The 16,681-nt window shown below is 40.1% G+C and carries 20 protein-coding genes; 11 read left to right on the top strand and 9 right to left on the bottom strand.

Going from position 1 to position 16,681, the window contains the following annotated elements; genetic code table 11:
- Position 1: 1 nt before the first annotated feature.
- Entirely contained in the window at positions 2-793 is a 792-nt protein-coding gene (locus CVT00_RS05960) for a hypothetical protein (RefSeq protein WP_230853725.1), read from the top strand.
- Between the two features lie 24 nt (positions 794-817).
- Here the strand turns inward: CVT00_RS05960 and CVT00_RS05955 are convergent, their stop codons facing one another.
- The gene (locus tag CVT00_RS05955; protein WP_087582377.1) at positions 818-1,120 is read right to left on the bottom strand and encodes a c-type cytochrome; all 303 of its coding nucleotides are present in this window, start codon (positions 1,118-1,120) and stop codon (positions 818-820) included.
- Between the two features lie 92 nt (positions 1,121-1,212).
- Between CVT00_RS05955 and gmhB the strand changes: the two genes are divergently transcribed.
- Genes gmhB through CVT00_RS05930 form a run of 5 tightly spaced genes read left to right on the top strand, consistent with a single transcriptional unit; the run spans position 1,213 to position 5,066 of the window.
- Positions 1,213-1,728 (top strand): D-glycero-beta-D-manno-heptose 1,7-bisphosphate 7-phosphatase, encoded by a 516-nt coding sequence (gene gmhB, locus CVT00_RS05950; RefSeq protein ID WP_107915017.1) that lies wholly within the window; start codon positions 1,213-1,215, stop codon positions 1,726-1,728.
- On the top strand, positions 1,725-2,714 hold the full coding sequence (gene rfaD, locus CVT00_RS05945; protein ID WP_103558522.1) for an ADP-glyceromanno-heptose 6-epimerase: 990 nt from the start codon (positions 1,725-1,727) through the stop codon (positions 2,712-2,714). The genes gmhB and rfaD overlap by 4 nt, the downstream gene beginning before the upstream one ends.
- Positions 2,707-4,125 (top strand): D-glycero-beta-D-manno-heptose-7-phosphate kinase, encoded by a 1,419-nt coding sequence (gene rfaE1, locus CVT00_RS05940; RefSeq protein ID WP_103558521.1) that lies wholly within the window; start codon positions 2,707-2,709, stop codon positions 4,123-4,125. Before rfaD ends, rfaE1 begins: the two co-directional genes overlap by 8 nt.
- The gene (gene gmhA, locus CVT00_RS05935; protein ID WP_103558520.1) at positions 4,100-4,669 is read left to right on the top strand and encodes a D-sedoheptulose 7-phosphate isomerase; all 570 of its coding nucleotides are present in this window, start codon (positions 4,100-4,102) and stop codon (positions 4,667-4,669) included. The genes rfaE1 and gmhA overlap by 26 nt, the downstream gene beginning before the upstream one ends.
- Position 4,670: 1 nt before the next feature.
- Positions 4,671-5,066, top strand: a complete 396-nt coding sequence (locus CVT00_RS05930) for an SseB family protein (RefSeq protein ID WP_103558519.1) — start codon at positions 4,671-4,673, stop codon at positions 5,064-5,066.
- Between the two features lie 1,067 nt (positions 5,067-6,133).
- Here the strand turns inward: CVT00_RS05930 and tilS are convergent.
- Genes tilS through panC form a run of 3 tightly spaced genes read right to left on the bottom strand, consistent with a single transcriptional unit; the run spans position 6,134 to position 9,251 of the window.
- A complete protein-coding gene (tilS, locus tag CVT00_RS05925) occupies positions 6,134-7,120 on the bottom strand; it encodes a tRNA lysidine(34) synthetase TilS (RefSeq protein ID WP_103558518.1) in 987 nt (328 codons plus the stop codon).
- Complete coding sequence (rimO, locus tag CVT00_RS05920; RefSeq protein WP_103558517.1) at positions 7,117-8,427, bottom strand: 30S ribosomal protein S12 methylthiotransferase RimO; 1,311 nt, start codon at positions 8,425-8,427, stop codon at positions 7,117-7,119. Before rimO ends, tilS begins: the two co-directional genes overlap by 4 nt.
- 2 nt (positions 8,428-8,429) lie before the next feature.
- On the bottom strand, positions 8,430-9,251 hold the full coding sequence (panC, locus tag CVT00_RS05915; RefSeq protein ID WP_103558516.1) for a pantoate--beta-alanine ligase: 822 nt from the start codon (positions 9,249-9,251) through the stop codon (positions 8,430-8,432).
- Positions 9,252-9,371: 120 nt separating this feature from the next.
- Between panC and prfB the strand changes: the two genes are divergently transcribed.
- Positions 9,372-10,472: a peptide chain release factor 2 gene (gene prfB, locus CVT00_RS05910; protein WP_103558515.1), complete on the top strand. Its 1,101-nt coding sequence runs from the start codon at positions 9,372-9,374 to the stop codon at positions 10,470-10,472.
- A 21-nt stretch (positions 10,473-10,493) separates the two neighbouring features.
- On the opposite strand, the gene CVT00_RS05905 is transcribed toward prfB, so the two are convergent.
- Positions 10,494-11,045, bottom strand: coding sequence for a tetratricopeptide repeat protein (locus CVT00_RS05905; protein WP_002941919.1), 552 nt, complete (start codon positions 11,043-11,045; stop codon positions 10,494-10,496).
- 78 nt (positions 11,046-11,123) lie between these two features.
- Here CVT00_RS05905 and CVT00_RS05900 point away from each other — a divergent pair, with 78 nt between their 5' ends.
- Genes CVT00_RS05900 through CVT00_RS05885 form a run of 4 tightly spaced genes read left to right on the top strand, consistent with a single transcriptional unit; the run spans position 11,124 to position 14,084 of the window.
- Positions 11,124-11,441 (top strand): hypothetical protein, encoded by a 318-nt coding sequence (locus CVT00_RS05900; RefSeq protein ID WP_012139947.1) that lies wholly within the window; start codon positions 11,124-11,126, stop codon positions 11,439-11,441.
- Positions 11,438-12,778 (top strand): dihydrolipoyl dehydrogenase family protein, encoded by a 1,341-nt coding sequence (locus tag CVT00_RS05895; RefSeq protein WP_103558514.1) that lies wholly within the window; start codon positions 11,438-11,440, stop codon positions 12,776-12,778. Before CVT00_RS05900 ends, CVT00_RS05895 begins: the two co-directional genes overlap by 4 nt.
- Positions 12,779-12,788: 10 nt before the next feature.
- Positions 12,789-13,448 (top strand): tetratricopeptide repeat protein, encoded by a 660-nt coding sequence (locus CVT00_RS05890; protein WP_087582363.1) that lies wholly within the window; start codon positions 12,789-12,791, stop codon positions 13,446-13,448.
- 12 nt (positions 13,449-13,460) lie between these two features.
- Positions 13,461-14,084, top strand: coding sequence for a tetratricopeptide repeat protein (locus CVT00_RS05885; protein ID WP_103558513.1), 624 nt, complete (start codon positions 13,461-13,463; stop codon positions 14,082-14,084).
- Between the two features lie 44 nt (positions 14,085-14,128).
- On the opposite strand, the gene CVT00_RS05880 is transcribed toward CVT00_RS05885, so the two are convergent.
- The 4 genes from CVT00_RS05880 to CVT00_RS05865 form a co-directional block, all read right to left on the bottom strand.
- The gene (locus tag CVT00_RS05880; protein ID WP_230853724.1) at positions 14,129-14,341 is read right to left on the bottom strand and encodes a helix-turn-helix domain-containing protein; all 213 of its coding nucleotides are present in this window, start codon (positions 14,339-14,341) and stop codon (positions 14,129-14,131) included.
- 282 nt (positions 14,342-14,623) lie between these two features.
- On the bottom strand, positions 14,624-15,160 hold the full coding sequence (locus tag CVT00_RS05875) for a hypothetical protein (protein WP_002942078.1): 537 nt from the start codon (positions 15,158-15,160) through the stop codon (positions 14,624-14,626).
- The gene (locus CVT00_RS05870; RefSeq protein ID WP_107914994.1) at positions 15,153-15,674 is read right to left on the bottom strand and encodes a hypothetical protein; all 522 of its coding nucleotides are present in this window, start codon (positions 15,672-15,674) and stop codon (positions 15,153-15,155) included. The genes CVT00_RS05875 and CVT00_RS05870 overlap by 8 nt, the downstream gene beginning before the upstream one ends.
- Complete coding sequence (locus CVT00_RS05865) at positions 15,671-16,675, bottom strand: hypothetical protein (RefSeq protein WP_107914996.1); 1,005 nt, start codon at positions 16,673-16,675, stop codon at positions 15,671-15,673. The genes CVT00_RS05870 and CVT00_RS05865 overlap by 4 nt, the downstream gene beginning before the upstream one ends.
- Between the last annotated feature and the right edge of the window lie 6 nt (positions 16,676-16,681).

The raw sequence follows: 16,681 nt of genomic DNA, 5'->3' as shown, positions 1-16,681 counted from the left end.
AATGCAAATTTTTGATACGGCAAATTTACTATCCACTATGCTGCCAGCGTTTTTTAGCTTTGCGCTGCCTATTATAATATTTGTCATTTTAGTAAATTTGATAACAAAATTTATCAGGCGAAAACTGCGCCAAAAAACTTATGTAAAATTTAATCAAAGAAATATAGCTGATACGTTTAGCGCAAAAGAGATAGCAAAAAAATTTGGCAAAAACGCAAAAGATGTAAATTTGGCTTTGCTAAATTTGGGCTTTATAAAAAAATGTGACAATGGCTACAACGTAACAGATGTTGGCAAATACTATGGTGGCATGCAAAACTACTGCATGGGTAGGGCTAGCGTTAGGTGGGATGAGAGGATAGTTTATAACGAAAATTTCGTAGATGAGATAATGAAAAATACCGCAAAAACGGCCAAAGAAGAGCAAAAAGAAGATTTTAGAGAGAAATTTAAGGCTGAATACCGAACTAACGACGGCCACTACGTAAAAAGCAGGGCCGAGCTAGCCATCGCAAACTGGCTTTTTGCTGAGGGCATAGCCTACGCTTATGAAAAAAGAGTGCCGATAAAAGAGAACATATATTGTGATTTTTACATACCAAAAGGCAAGGTCTATGTTGAATTTTGGGGCTTGGAAGATGACGAGGCGTATATAAAAAGAAAAGAGCAAAAGATAGAGCTTTATAAAAAATACAATCTAAATTTAATAGAAATAGACAACAATACAATCAACAACATCGATGACTATCTGCCAAAAGAGCTTTTGAAATTTGGTGTGAGTTTAAATTTATAGAAAAAGGGGCGAGCGCCCCTATAATTATTTTAGTGTTTGGATGTATTCTGCAACTGCTTTGATGTCGTCGTCGCTCATTGGAGTAGCGATAGGTTTCATCATAGCACCAAGACCAAATTTATTTGCTCCTGTTTTGTAGCCTTTTAGAGCTGCTTCGATAGCTGCTGCATCAAGTGATGTTAAAGCTGGAACTTTGTTATTGAAAACTTTTTCAGCTTTAGCGCCATGACAGGCAACGCATTTTTTATAGATAGTAGCGCCATCTGCAGCGAAAGCAGCAGTTGAAAGTAGTGCTGCAACACTTGAAACGATTAGTAGTTTTTTCATTTGTCATCCTTTTTAAAAAACGTGCTGGCATTATAATACAAAAATGTAAATTTGCAAGGGGTGGGTTAAAATATTTTGGCTATAATCACCAAATGATAAAAGAAACAGCCAACAAAGCACTTTTTTTAGACCGAGACGGCGTCATAAATGAAGACGCTGGATACGTTTGCGAGATCAAAGACTTTAAATTTATTGATGGCATTTTTGATGCGTTAAGAGAATTTGCTAAGGCTGGCTACAAGCTCTTTGTCGTGACAAATCAATCAGGCATCGGCAGGGGTTACTACACGCAGGAGCAGTTTGACGCTCTAAATAAATTTATGCTAGAAAGCTTTAAAAAAGAGCAAATTTTTATCACCAAAGTCTATTTTTGTCCGCACGCTCCAGAGCAAAAATGCACCTGCAGAAAACCAAATCCAAAAATGATACTTGATGCTTGCAAAGAGTTTAACATCGACCTTGAAAACTCGCTCATGATAGGCGATAAGCCAAGCGACGTCGAGGCTGGCAAAAGGGCAGGTGTGGGCAAAAATTTCTTGCTTGATGGCATAAATTTTAAAGATGTAAGAGATGTTTTAAATAAGCTAAAAAAGGAAAAATCACTATGAATTTAAACGGAAAAAAGATAGTTATAACTGGCGGCGCTGGCTTTATCGGCTCAGCCTTGGCGCACTATTTTGATGAAAACTATAAAGACGCTCACGTGCTTGTTGTGGATAAATTTAGAAACGACGAGACATTTAGCAACGGCAACCTAAAAAGCTTTGGACATTTTAAAAATTTACTTGGCTTTAAGGGTGAAATTTACGCTGGCGACATCAACGATCTTAGCACACTTGAAAAGATAAAAAGTTTTCGCCCAGACGTCATCTACCACGAAGCAGCGATCTCAGACACCACTGTAAAAGAGCAAGATGAGCTTATAAAAACAAATGTAAATGCCTTTGTAAATTTGCTTGATATCTGCGAGAGTTTGGGCGCAAAGATGATCTACGCTAGCTCAGGGGCGACTTATGGCAACGCAAAGAGCCCACAAACCGTCGGCGAATGCGAAGCGCCAAATAATGTCTATGGCTTTAGCAAGCTAAGCATGGATAATATCAATAAAATTTACGCAAAGCGCGGCGTGAGCGTGGTTGGGCTGAGGTATTTTAATGTCTTTGGCAAGGGCGAGTTTTTTAAAAACAAAACCGCCTCGATGGTGCTTCAGTTTGGCCTGCAAATTTTAGCTGGCAAGACCCCAAGGCTCTTTGAGGGCAGCGACCAGATCAAACGCGACTTTGTCTATATAAAAGATATCATTGACGCAAATATAAAAGCGCTTGACGCACCAAGTGGCGTCTATAACGCAGCTACTGGCAAGGCTAGAAGCTTTCAAGATATCGCTGACATCTTGCAACGCGAGATCGGCGTAAATTTAGGCAATGAATATATCAAAAACCCATTTATTGGCTCATATCAGTTTCACACAGAGGCCGACGTAGCCCCAGCTAGAGAGGCATTTGGCTTTAGCGCGACTTGGAGCTTGGAAGAGGCGATAAAAGACTATTTGCCAGAGATAAAGAGAATTTACAAGGAAGAGCTAAATGGCTAAGAGAGTTAAAATTTTAGTCGTCGGTGATCTTATGCTGGATCACTACATCTGGGGCAGTTGCGAGCGCATCTCGCCTGAGGCGCCGGTGCAAGTTGTAAAGATAAATAACGAAACATACACGCTTGGTGGCGCTGGTAACGTGGTGAGAAATTTACTCTCTCTTGGCGCAAACGTAAGCGTGGCTAGCGTCTTAGGAGATGATGAGGCTGGCAAAAAGATAAAGGAGAGGCTTGCTGAGCTAAATGTAAAAGATGAGCTCATCCTTACTGAAAAAGGGCGTGAAAGCTCGATAAAAAGCCGCATCATGGCATCTCACCAGCAAGTTGTCAGGATCGATAAAGAGAGCGTTGTCAAGATAAATTTAGAAGATGAGCTAGTCTTAAAAGTCAAAGAAAATCTTGCAAATTTCAAGGCTGTCTTGCTAAGTGATTACGGCAAAGGCGTGCTTAGCGAGAAGGTCTGCCAAGAGATCATAAACGAGTGCGTGAGGCTAAAGATCCCAGTGCTCATAGACCCAAAAGGCAGCGACTACTCAAAGTATAAAAACGCAACCCTTCTAACGCCAAATAAAAAAGAGGCGAGCGAGGCTACAAATTTAAAGATAAAAGACAAGGCCGAGCTTGAAAAGGCGATAAAACAGCTAAAAGACGAGCTAAATTTGACCTATTCGATCATCACGATCTCAGAAGAGGGCATCGCGCTATATGATGATAAATTGCATATCTTTGCTGCCAAGGCAAAAGAGGTCTTTGATGTCACTGGCGCTGGAGATACGGTGCTTGCTACACTTGGCTACATGCTAGCAACTGGCGCTGATATAAAAGAGGCGATAAAGATAGCAAACCTCGCAGCAGCCGTCGTCGTGGCAAAGATAGGTAGCGCAACGGCTAGCTTTAGTGAGATCGAGCAGCTGCTAAATAGCTCGTTTGGGGCAAATTTCGAGCACAAGATTAAAAGCGTCGAGGAGTTAGAAGAAATTTTGAGCCAAAAGGACAAGAAAAAGATCGTTTTTACAAATGGCTGCTTTGATATCTTGCACGCTGGACACGTAAAATACCTAGCTCGTGCAAGGGAGCTTGGCGATCTTTTGGTTGTTGGGCTAAATTCAGACGCTTCAGTTAAGAGGCTAAAAGGCGAGGCTAGACCTATAAACTCGCAAGATGACAGAGCCTGCGTGCTAAGTGGGCTTGGATTTGTCGATTATGTCGTGATATTTGATGAGGATACGCCTTTAAATTTAATAACAAAGATAAAACCAGACGTGCTTGTAAAAGGGGCTGATTACAAGGGCAAAGAGGTCGTTGGCAGCGAGATCGTAAAAGAGGTCAGGCTAATTGACTTTGTCGAGGGCAAAAGCACAACAGGGATAATAAAAAGGATAAAAGATGCTAAAAACAATGATAAAAAATGAGCTCGAGGCTCACCAAAAGACCTTTAGCGAGCATGTAAATTTGCTGAGCAGCCTAGAGCGTGCTTGCCAGATGGTGGCTGATACGCTAAAAAATGGCAAAAAGGTGCTCATATGTGGCAACGGCGGCTCTGCGGCGGACGCTCAACACTTTGCAGCCGAGCTAACTGGCAGATATAAAAGCGAGCGCCAGCCACTACCTGGCATCGCGCTAACTACTGATACCTCGGCACTTACGGCCATTGGCAACGACTATGGCTTTGACTACATTTTCTCACGCCAGTTTGAGGCCTTAGCTCAGCCAGGCGACTTGCTCGTGGCGATCTCAACTAGTGGCAACAGCAAAAATGTCCTTGAGGCTATAAAAAGTGCCAAGAAAATGGGCGCATCAGTGCTTGGACTTAGCGGCAAAGGAGGTGGTGCGATGAATGAAGGTTGCGATCTAAATTTAGTCGTTAGCTCAAGCGATACGGCAAGAATTCAAGAGTCGCACATCTTTTTCATACACACGATCTGTCAAGCTGTAGATGAGGCTTTTAGGGGTTAAAATGCAAGAAGCGATGGATAAATTTTTAAGTGATCCTAGCGAGAAAAATGAGGTAAATTTGATATCGGCTTTAAAAAGGGCCAGCTTTTTCGCTCCGGTGCTTTTAAACCAAGCGCTCGCAAAGCCTGATGGTGGCGTAGTTTATGAGGAGGAGGGCTCAAATATCAAATTTATCCTACTTGAAGATGAGGGCGAGAAGCTTAGCTATTTTCCGGCATTTACAAGTAAAGAGGCGATGAAGCTTTGGCGAAACGACAGCGAGCAAGAAAGCATTGAGATAGGGCTAAAAGAGTATCTTGCGATGTTAAAAGAGAGCAGTTATGCTGGCATCGTGGTCGATGCTTTTAGCTATGACTTCGTGCTAAAAAGAGAGCTTATAGAGAAAATCCTCGCTTAGTGCGTAATAAAATTTATAAAATTTTACGCATTATTTTATGCAAATGGCTTTGATGAGGTAAATTTAAACTGCTGGCTTGTTTGATTTTGTTTTATGGGCTAGCTTTTTGTTATGTTAGACGCTTTTTTATAAATTTGACTTTTTGGATGCGTTTATTAAATTTGATGTTGTAGATGAGTTAAATTTAGTAAGCTACAAATTTCACCATCTCGTTTATAAAATTTGATTTCATATATCAAATTTATGCTTTTGTTATTGGTGGCAAAGTTAAATTTAATATACGATTTCAAAGCTACAAGACCGCCGTGAATTTTAAATTTAATTGAAGACGGCAGCTATCCTGCAACAAAGATATGCGGATCAATTTAAAGTTTTATTGCTTGAGAAATTTATATCGTAGATGAGTTTTTTGGCTGTTTTAAAGCAGCTGTGAAATTAAATTTACTTGATGATGCTTTAAATTTGGCTCTTGATAGATTAAATTTGACTTTTAGCATAGAAAATTTGCAAGTTTGGTGCCGCATTTGCCAAGATTAAAGCGGGCATTTACTTGAAAACCTGAGTAAATTTGCTGCTTAAGGCTTTAAATTTTACTTTTCAGATTAAATTTGTAGTTCTAGTTACCCTAACTTAAGCCCAAAAAAATAGTTGCAATAAACTAAAAATAAATAAATTTACCGATAGAAATTTTAAATTTTGCAGACTTAATGCTTTAGTGTTAATATCGTAAGGGTAAAATTTAGCGCTAGAAACTTTAAATTTGCTCTTTTGTGGGTCAAATTTGTTGCCTTTATGCTCTAAATTTAAATGCAAAAGCAATTTATGTTAGAGAAAAATAGCCAAAACTAATTTCGCAGTTTTTGCTCTAAATACCAATGTTAGTGGGTGCTCTAGTTTAAGGGTTGAAGCAAAATTTAGTTTTAAATTTGACCTTTGTATATTAAATTTACAGATAGAAATTTTAAATTTTTACAGACTTGTTAAGATTGTTGTAGAAAATTTGGTGATAAAAAGTTTTAAATTAACCTTTAGTAGATCAAAATTTACAGACTAAAAAGCTCTATTTACTAAAAAAATTTAGAAAGGTTTTCTATTTGAACGCCCTTTGTAAATAAGTAGCTCCTATTTATCGCTGGGAGCTTTAAAATTCTAGCCTTTTCTTTAAATATTTTTGGCATTACGGCTTTGCAAAATGGCGTTACTAAGATATATTTATTAGCGTAGCCAACGGCGATCTTGCCACTTAACACCACGCTTGTTTGCTTTGCTAAATTTGCACTTAGCTCATCTTTTTGAGCCTTGCTTAAAAGCACATTTAGCTCTTTTGCTGCCATATCGACGCCTCGCACAACGTTGCTATCATTTTTTACGACAAAAATTTCATCGCTCATTTTCGTGATCTTTGGCAACAAAATTTGCCTATCAGCCTCTAAAAACTCAAAGCTTTTTTTCACGCCGCTAAAATACTCGTCCAAAAATGGCTCGCTAAAATTTAATCTCACAAAGCTTCTTTTAAGCTTGCCTTCTAAATTTGTCTCATCGATAAAGTAGCGTAAGCTTCGTTCGTCAAGATAGTTTTGTAGCTCTTTTTTACGTAAATTTAAAAGCGGTCTAACGAGCCAAAAGTGCTTTCTTTTTTCAAGCTCGCTCATGCCAAAGAGCTCTTTTAGCCCAGCACCCTTGCCAAGCTGCATCAAAAACCACTCAAATTTATCGTCAAACTGGTGAGCTAGGATCAAATTTTCATAGCTATATTTTTGGCAAATTTCGCTAAAAAACTCATACCTTGCTTCGCGCGCATTTTTTTCAAAATTTGAACCAGCCAAATTTACACTTTTTACGTAGATCTCTTTGCCAAATTTGCTAGCAAGCTCTTTGGCGCTTTCAACTTCAAATTTACTCTGCTCTCTAACGTTGTGATCGACTATGGCTAGATCAAATTTGACCCCAGCTTTGTCTAAAATGTAAAAAAGTGCGGTGCTATCGACGCCATGCGAGAAGGCAAGCAGGTTTGCGCCTGAGCTTAGCCTACCAAGCACATTTTGGCTTATCATTTTGCTTTTTTGATGATGGTGGCGACTAGTTTTTGATCGACCGTGTCGCTGACCTCACAAAGGTAGAGTGAGCCGATCTCAAGCTCTTTTACATCGCTTTCATTGATCAAAATTTCGCCGTCTATATCTTTGTCCCAGATATCTTTTTTGGCAGCGTAAAACATCTCGCCCTCACTGCTTTCACCCTCAAGCGATGCGTAAATTTGCTTGCCAAGCTCTTTTTGCAAGCTCTCATTTATCGCTTTTTTAGTGATCTTTTCTATCTTGCTTAGCCTTTTTGAGATGATTTTAGCTGGGATTTGCTCCATTTCAAAAGAGGCTGTGTCTTCTTCTTTTGAGTAGGCAAAGGCGGAAATTCTATCAAATTTAAACTCTTCTAAAAACTCGCAAAGCTCGTCAAAATCCTCCTCGCTCTCGCCTGGGTGTCCCACGATGACGCCAGTCCGCAAGAATGAATTTTTGGCATTTCTCATCAAATTTAAAAGCTCTTTTATCTTTTTAGCGCCACTTCCGCGCTTCATTATCTTTAGCATATTTTCGCTGATGTGCTGGATCGGCATGTCAAAGTAGTTGTGAAAGATAGGCGAGGCGATGATACGCTCTATTAGCTCTTTGCTGGTCGTGCTTGGGTAGAGATAAAGTATCCTAGCGCTTCTTACGCCTTTTATCTTTTCTATCTCGTCTATTAAATTTATTAGTCCGTCGCTAACGCCGTGATCGCGCATATATGAGCTTGAGTCTTGGGATAAAAAGCTAAAGTCGTAGTAGCCTTTTTTGACTAGATTTTTGACCTCATTTACGATGTTTTCAAGCGAGCGCGATTTTAGCTTGCCTTTAAATGTCGGTATCGCGCAAAAGCTGCATTTTTGGTTACAGCCCTCTGAAATTTTGATGTAGGCGTGGTAGTTTGAGCCAGTTATGACGCGCTCTTCGTTTGCCTGCAAATAGGTCTGCGGGCTAAATAAATTTTGCCTTTTCAAGATGATCTCGTCGATCTTGTCATAATCAGCCACGCCGGTAAAGAGATCGACCTCTGGTAGCTCTTTTATGAGCTCATCTTTGTAGCGCTGCATAAGACAGCCAGTCACCACGAGCAAAGAGCCATTTTTACGAGCTTCGTGCATCTCAAGGATGGTTTGTATGCTCTCTTCTTTGGCAGATTTGATAAATCCACAAGTATTTACGATAATGACGTCTGCGTCGCTGATATCGTCCGTGATATCGTAGTTTTGCAAGCGTCCCAGCATGATCTCAGAATCAACTAAATTTTTATTACAACCAAGCGAGATTAGATGAAGTTTTGGCATTTTTAGATCCAGATGTTGTCTATTAGCCTAGTTTTGCCTACAAAGGCGGCTACTAAGATGATGGTGTTGCCTTTTTCTACCTTTGAAATTTCATTTAAATTTCTATCTGTAACCACGACATAATCAACTTTTAGCGGCTCAAGTACCTCAAGCATGTTTGCCTTGACCTCGCTCGCGTCTTCTTCGCCATTTTGGATCAAATTTTGTGCTTTATTTAGCGATCTTGAAAGCCTTAGCGCGTTGCACTTATCTTCGTCGCAGATATAGACGTTTCTGCTTGAAAGTGCTAGGCCGTCTGGCTCTCTAACGATATCGCAGGCAACTAGCTCGATGTTTAAGAAAAATGTCTTTATCATATTTTGCACGATGATGAGCTGTTGGGTGTCTTTTTTACCCATGTAGACGCTATTTGCACGAGTTAGGCGAAATAGCTTATTTAGCACTCTTAAGACGCCATCAAAGTGTCCTGGCCTAGTTTTGCCCTCTAAAATGGCTGAAAGCTTCTTTGGGGCAACGATGAGCGGCTCATCTTCAAAGTAAAGCTCATTTTCGTTTGGGATGAAGATAGCGCTAACGCCGTTTTGCTCGCAAATTTGGATGTCGCTTTGCTCTTTTCTTGGATATTTTTCTAGGTCTTCGCCTGGTAGAAATTGAGTTGGATTTACGAAAGTTGAGACGATACTTATCTCATTTTCGCTCACGCATTTTTTTATAAGGCTAACGTGTCCGTTGTGAAGTGCGCCCATTGTCGGGACAAAACCGATCTTACCACTTGCGTTTTGGACAAAATTTTCAAGCTCTTTTATAGTTCTTATGATCTGCATATTTGACTCTTTTTATCTAAATTTTAACTTGGCATTGTAACAAAAAAGGATTAAAAGGGCGTAAATTTAAAAATGTAAGCAACTTTTGGCTAAAATCGGCAAAAAATTATGGAGAAAAACTTGGATAGTTACGAATACAACGAGCTTTTAAAGAAGCTACAAACAAAAGTTGAAAATATAGGCTCTATCGTAAAGCCTGACGAGATAAAGGCTAGGCTAAAAGAGATCGAGGCTATAGAGCAAGACCCTGACTTTTGGCAAGATATCGCAAGAGCTGGGGCATTAAATAAAGAAAAGACAAAAATTTCAAACATGCTTGCTAAATTTAGTGACGCCAATCAAGCAGTTAGCGACGCAAAGGAGCTCTTTGAACTAGCAAATTCTGAAAATGACGAGGAGACTATAAATTCTTTATTTGAAGATGCTAAAAATTTAGATGAAAAGATAGTAAATTTAGAAATTTCTATGCTTTTAAGCGGCGAAGATGACGGCAAAAACGCGATCGTATCGATACACCCAGGAGCTGGCGGCACTGAGAGCAACGACTGGGCGAGCATGCTTTATAGGATGTATCTTAGATTTTGCGAGCGTGAGGGCTTTAAGGTCGAGACTCTGGACTTTCAAGAGGGCGAAGAGGCTGGACTAAAGGATGTGAGCTTTATCGTAAAAGGCGAAAATGCTTATGGATATTTCAAAGCAGAAAATGGCATCCATAGGCTCGTTCGCACAAGCCCATTTGATAGTGCAGGACGCCGCCACACGAGCTTTTCTAGTGTCATGGTAAGCCCTGAAGTAGATGATGATATAGAGATCGAGATAGAAGAAAAAGATCTAAAGATAGACACTTATAGAGCTAGTGGCGCAGGCGGTCAGCACGTAAATAAAACTGAGTCAGCCATCCGCATCACGCACATACCTACTGGCATCGTTGTGCAGTGTCAAAACGACCGCAGCCAGCATAAAAACAGAGCCACAGCGATGAAAATGCTAAAGTCTCGCCTTTACGAGCTTGAGCTGATGAAACAGCAAGAGGCGAGCAACAGCGTCGAAAAGAGCGAGATCGGCTGGGGGCACCAGATAAGATCGTATGTGCTTTTCCCATACCAGCAGGTAAAAGACAACCGCAGCGGCGAGGCATACTCACAAACTGACGCGATACTTGATGGGGATATCAAAAAGATGATAGAGGGCGTCTTGATCGCTCAAAAGGCTGAGGCGTAGTAAATTTAAAAGAGATGAGAGTTAAAATTTCATCTCTTTTAGCTTCATACATGCCTCTTCTTTGCCATGGTAGCAAGCCTCGTCAAGATAAATTCTCGCTTTCTTATAGTCGTTTTTACCTAGATATATAAGCCCTAGATCGTAGCTAGCTTCACTTGAGCCAAGGCTTGTGGCTTTTTCATAAAAATATATCGCTTTTTCTAAATTTTTATTGACCCCAAGGCCGTATTCGTAGATATATCCAGCACTTCTAAGACCATCTATGTTGCCGTATCTGCCAGCTGTCTCAAACCAAAAAAGTGCTCTTAAGATATCTTTGCTAAAGCCTTTGCCATCACGAAAACAAACGCCAGTTTGCTGCATGGCTAGGACATTGCCATCTTTTGCGTAGTCGTAAAATCTCTTGCAAGCTTTTGGGTAGTTGCCCTCGTTATATAAGTAGATGGCGTCTGCTATCTGCTCTACTTCAGGATCAAGTGGTGGCTCGCTAAGACCTAAATTTTGCGAAATTTGCTCTGCAGAACAGCCCCAAAATAGCAAAATACTAAATAGAAAAATGATAAATTTTTTCATATTTGTCCTTGAAAATTTAGGCGATTTTATCGAATTTTATCTTATAATGATCGCAAATTTTAAGCAAAAAGGAACGATATGGATCATAACGCACTTTTGACACAGCTTGGCTATAACATAGATGAAACGACCACTGAGCATATGCGTAGAATTTTAAATAACACTGACGGCCTTTTGCCAAAGAGTGTGATCGAGCTAAACGATCATCTAAAGCCACACCTTTGCTTCGTAGCGATGAGCGGGAGCGAGGATAGACTAAAGATAAAAAATGTCGCAACCGTCAAAGAGATAAAAGAGCGGGTTGATGAGATCATCAAAAGCTGGGCAAATAAATACAAAATGGATATCAAAAAAATAAACGAAACTACATACTACATAATAGGAAAAATTAAATGAAATATGACATTGTTATTATTGGATTTGGTAAGGCTGGCAAAACACTAGCTGTAAAGGCTGCTGCGCTTGGTAAAAAAGTCGCGCTAATCGAGAGATCGCCAAAGATGTATGGAGGCACTTGTATAAACGTAGGCTGCATACCGACAAAACGTCTAATCACAGCTGCAAAAGAGGCGATATATGCAGATAATAGCGTTGAAAACGAGTATTACACGCTTAGTATCGAAAACAAAAATAAGCTAATCTCAGCTTTAAATTCTAAAAACTATGCGATGTTAAATGATAAAGAAAATATCGACGTGATCGATGGCGTTGGCTCGTTTAAAGATAAAAATAGCGTCCTAGTTACGACATCAAATGGCGAGCAAAAAGTCGTTGAAGGCGAATTTATCATCATAAATACCGGCTCAAAAGAGGCGTATGCGCCATTTGAGATAACAAACTCAAATGTATTTTCAAGTAAAACCTTGCTCGATCTCAAAACTATGCCAAAACATCTTGTCATCGTTGGCAGCGGCTTCATCGGCATCGAGTTTGCATCGATGTTTGCAAATTTTGGCTCAAAAGTGACCATCGTCGGACGCTCACCACTTCTAAAAAATGAAGATGAAGACATAGCTAAAAGCGTAAAAGATGCGCTAAACGTGCAGGGCATCGAAATTTTAGAGGGCTGCGAGATAGAGAGCCTAAAAGACAATGCGCTAAATTTCAAACAAGACGGTGAAGACAGGATCATCAAGGCAGATGCGTTCTTGGTGGCGCTTGGTAGGGTGGCAAATTTAGATGATCTAAATTTAAAAGAAGCTGGCGTCGAGCTAAATGAAAAAGGCTTTATAAAGACAAATGAGCGCCTTCAAACAAATGTGTCAAACATCTACGCAGTGGGTGACGTGCGCGGCGGAGAGCTTTTTACCTACACTAGCTTGGATGATTTTAGGATAGTTTTCTCGCAAATTTTTGGCGATAAAAAACGCACCACACAAAACAGAAGCATCCACGCAAATGTGCTATTTACCGACACTCCGTTAGCAAGAGTTGGCGTAAATGCAAAAGAAGCTAGCAAGCTTGGGCTAAATTTCAAGGAGCTAAAGCTTAGCATGGCAGCAGTGCCAGGAGCAAAGGTGCTAAATCACGATGTGGGCATGCTAAAAGCGATCGTTGAAGCAAGTAGCGGCGAAATTTTGGGGGCGAGCTTTCACTGCATCTACGCAAATGAGATCATAAACGAGATCGCGATCGCTATGAATTTAAAAGCAAATGCAAATTTCTTTAAAAACCAAATTTTCACTCACCCAAGCATCAGCGAAGCCCTAAATGACTTGTTTGGACAATACTAAAAGGACAAAAATGAAAAAATATCTACTACTTTTAACTGCTCTATTTTTCACAGGCTGCTTAAATGTCATCGGCATCGGGGATACGCCAAAACAAGATGACTCATGGCAGCAGCCAAAGGACGAAAAAGTGGTGCAAAACAAAGAGCAAATTTCAAAAAATGCTATCGATCTTTTAACACCAAAGTGCGAGAGCGGCGATGCTGAAGCGTGCAACGACTTGGGTGTAAATTTTGAGCTTATGAAAGAGTATGACAACGCTTACGCAAACTATAAAAAGGCTTGCGATGCGAAAGTGCAGCTTGCTTGCTCAAACCTTGGCACGCTCTATGAAAACGGTCTTGGCGTAAAAAAAGATCCAAAAAAAGCGGTCGAAATTTACAAAGATAGCTGCAACAGTGGCGGTGTGCAAGCTTGCTACCACCTAGGCAACGCCTACCGCAAGGGCGAGATTGTCAAACAAGACTACTACCTAGCGATGGAGGCCTACACAAACGCTTGCAACGCTGGGGATCTGCCAAGCTGCGCAAATATCGGCGCTATGTATGAGCTAGGGCTTGGCATGAACAAGGATGAAAAAAGAGCTTATGGAATTTACAAAGTCGCTTGCTTTCGCGGTCTAAACAAGGCGTGCCCACAGATGAAAAGACTTGGCGCAAAGCTTGGCATGTAAGCAGGAAAATAAGTGAAAAAAGTTTTAAATTTTGGACTTATCGTAGCTGCTAGCTTTATGCTAAGTGGCTGCTGGTCGTGGCAAAAGATGGTGAGCTTTGGCTTTTGGCAAAGTGATGAGGAGGCTAGGGCGGAGCGTCTTGAGCTCGAAAAAGAGAAGATGGTGCAAAACTGCGAGAGCGGAAATAGCATCGACTGCAACAACCTAGCTGTAAATTTTAGCAACGAAAAGGACTTCGTAAAGGCAAAGGGCTACTATGAAAAGGCGTGCAACGCTGGGCTTGCGACTGCTTGCTCAAATTTAGGTCAAATTTACGAGCAAGGGCTAGTTGATGAGCAAAAAGATATCGAAAAGGCTCTAAAGCTTTATAAACTAGCTTGCGATAGTGGCGACGGCGTTGGCTGCTACAACGAGGCAATGGGACTAAAGTCATACATCGAAAGCGAAAATTTAAAAACTCATAAGATAGATAGAAACAAGGCTGAGGCTAGGGTGCTAAAGCTTTTGGTAAAGAGCTGCGAGCTTGAGTATGCGCAGTCTTGCTTCTTGCTTGCAAAGCTAAGCGGCGATGAAACAAAGGCAGACGCACTTTATAAAAGAGCCTGCCAACTTGGCAAATGCGTGGATAAAAAGTAAAAATTTGTGTAGCTTAAATTTATAAAAGCTACACAAAGTTAAATTTAATTTGCTCCGCTAAGTCTATATCCCACGCCTGAGATGTTTTTGATGAGGTCGGCGTCAGTTTTTGCCCTTATCTTTTTGATAGTCATTCTAAGCGCTTCGTTGCTCATCGATTTTTCACCCCAGACATAGGTTTCTATCACTTCGTAACTCACCACTTTTTCTATATTACTCACGAGCAAAAAGAAGAGTTTTGCCTCATTTTTTGGCATCTAAACCTCTTCACCATTTTTGAAAAGCTGCTTGCTCTTCATATCGTATTCGTAAATTTCTTTAAATTTGATCCTGCTTTCAAAAATATCTTTTGTCGCCATTATGATCGTGGTTTGAAGCTCTTTACATAGTTTTATAACCTCGCTTTGTGTGCCAGCATCTGCGTGTAAGAGCTTGTTTGACCTCTTGTAGCAGAGATGGCTCTAGCTTTTTTATATCCAAGTATTTGCTAAGAAGCGGTGCAGTTTTAAATTTTATGCGAAGAAATTTATTAAATTTGGTTACTTCAACCCAAAAACTTTTATGTTAAAGGTTGTGTGGATCTTGTCGTTTTCGCCCTTCATGACAATAGGAAATTCGGCTTTTATGATGCTGTCGTAGCTGCTAAGTGCATCTAAAAAGTCATAAAATTTTTGCGGGGTTTTAAGCGAGCTAGTGACATTTAGGCGGTATCTAAAAAACTTCTCAGTTGCGTTATTCTCGCCTTCTTCTATCTTGCTAAGGCTCACTTCGCTAAAAAATTGCGATGCGAAATTTATAAACTTATCCTTATCAAAAGCTGTATCATAAGCCAAGATAATAGCGCCATCTTTTTGTCTTGTCGCCTCAAGTGCTTTAAATTTAGCTTCAAATTCATTTTTTACCTTCGTGTATGATGAGGTTTGCGAGTAGTTTTGTCTTGAGAGGCTTTTAAATTCTTTTATGTTTGGCACGATAAAGCCAAATATCATAATGAAGCAAACTATGATAAAAGCAAATATAAAAAGTAAAAGCTTTACTGGGTCGATTTTTTCTAAGCTCGTATCTTTTTTACTCATTATATCCCTCAGAATTATCAATCTTATTTGTGCTTATAAAGCCGTACCAGCCGTTTTTGCTCTGATAAAAGCTAGTGTTTGACGTGGTGAAAATCGACCTTAGCGGCGAGGCTAAGAGCTGGTTAAAGACATCCTTTGTTGGCGTTATGCCACGGATGATGAGTGAATTTTTATCCATAAAGACCTCTTCAAGTGTGATGCTATCAGGCACAAGGTCAAAGAGGTTGTGCAGGCTTTGCTTTAGGATAGAATTTGACGTAAAGATGTCGTTTGCAGAGTCTATCTGCACAGCAAGCTTGGCTGAAATTTCATCCGTAGTGACTATCTTTTGGCTAAGCTCTTTTTGCTCGTTTGCTAGAAATTCTATATTTTTTTTGGTTGAGTAGTTTTTATAAACGATGAAGAAATTTGCCACCAAAAGCACCATAAAGACAAAGCCAATAAGGCTTAGCCAGAGCTTACTAAAGATAGATAGAAGCGGTCTTGGTTCTGGGGTGATGAAGCTAAATTTCATAGTGTTATCTCTTCTTGCATGATCTCATTCATTATGTGATTTGTATTGATCGGATAGCTTGATGTCTCCACAAATAGCTCTGATTGCAGGTATTGTAAAAATGTCGCACTTGTCTTTGTGTTTTCAAAAACGATGATCTGCTCGATAAAATCGCCGCCATAGATCGGATTTTCATAAAATTCTTTCATAGCCTTTGCGATGTAGTCAAACATCTTCATATCGCGCCCAAAGATCGCTACTGACTTCTCGACGTTTGTCGAAGTTGGCATGTTTAGCTCGTAGTTTAGATCTTCAAATTCTTTTGGCTTATCGTCGCTTAAGAAATCATCCAAACTCTTGAAATCATCAAGCGCCGTTGCGCCATCTTCTTCTTTGACGATAAGGTTGTCGATGTCTGTTATATCCTCTTCTTTTAGGCTTTCGATCTCTTCGTTGCCCTCTTCAGCGTCGTTCATATTTAAAAACGTCGAGAGCTTCATCTGCTTGTCTTTAAATATCGCAAGCGCAAAAGAGTGCGAGTGGATGTAGAGATATAGCGTAGTTTTTGGCGAAATTCCACGCTTTAAAAGCTCGTGAAAGAGCAGGGCGATAGGCGAGTAGATAAGATCGACACTACCTTGCCCAAAGAGGTTTTTATATCTTCTTATGGCGTTTAAATTTGCATATATGCTCCAGCTATCTTGCATCACAAGGCTGGTTAAATTTTGCGTGTTGATGTTAAATTTCTTGTACTCGTCAAAGTTAGCAGTAGGCAGCGCACCTTGTGAGTCGTCGTTAAAAAAGAGCGAAACATAGACGCCAAAATAGGCCTTTTCTTGCTCTTCTATGTATTTTAAAACTTTTTCATCGACACTATCGATACTTATGTCTGTAAATTTAGCATTTATGGTTTTTATAAGCTTGCCATTTCTAAAGACCTGACCGTAAAAAACGCACTCATTGCCCTCGATCACGGCGCTTAAGAAAAGGTTTGAAAAAAGCTTTTTGATGCTAAAAGACATAACTCT

Source organism: Campylobacter concisus (assembly GCF_003048675.2).
GTDB lineage: Bacteria > Campylobacterota > Campylobacteria > Campylobacterales > Campylobacteraceae > Campylobacter_A > Campylobacter_A concisus_F.
This window is presented reverse-complemented; position numbering and strand designations above follow the sequence as displayed.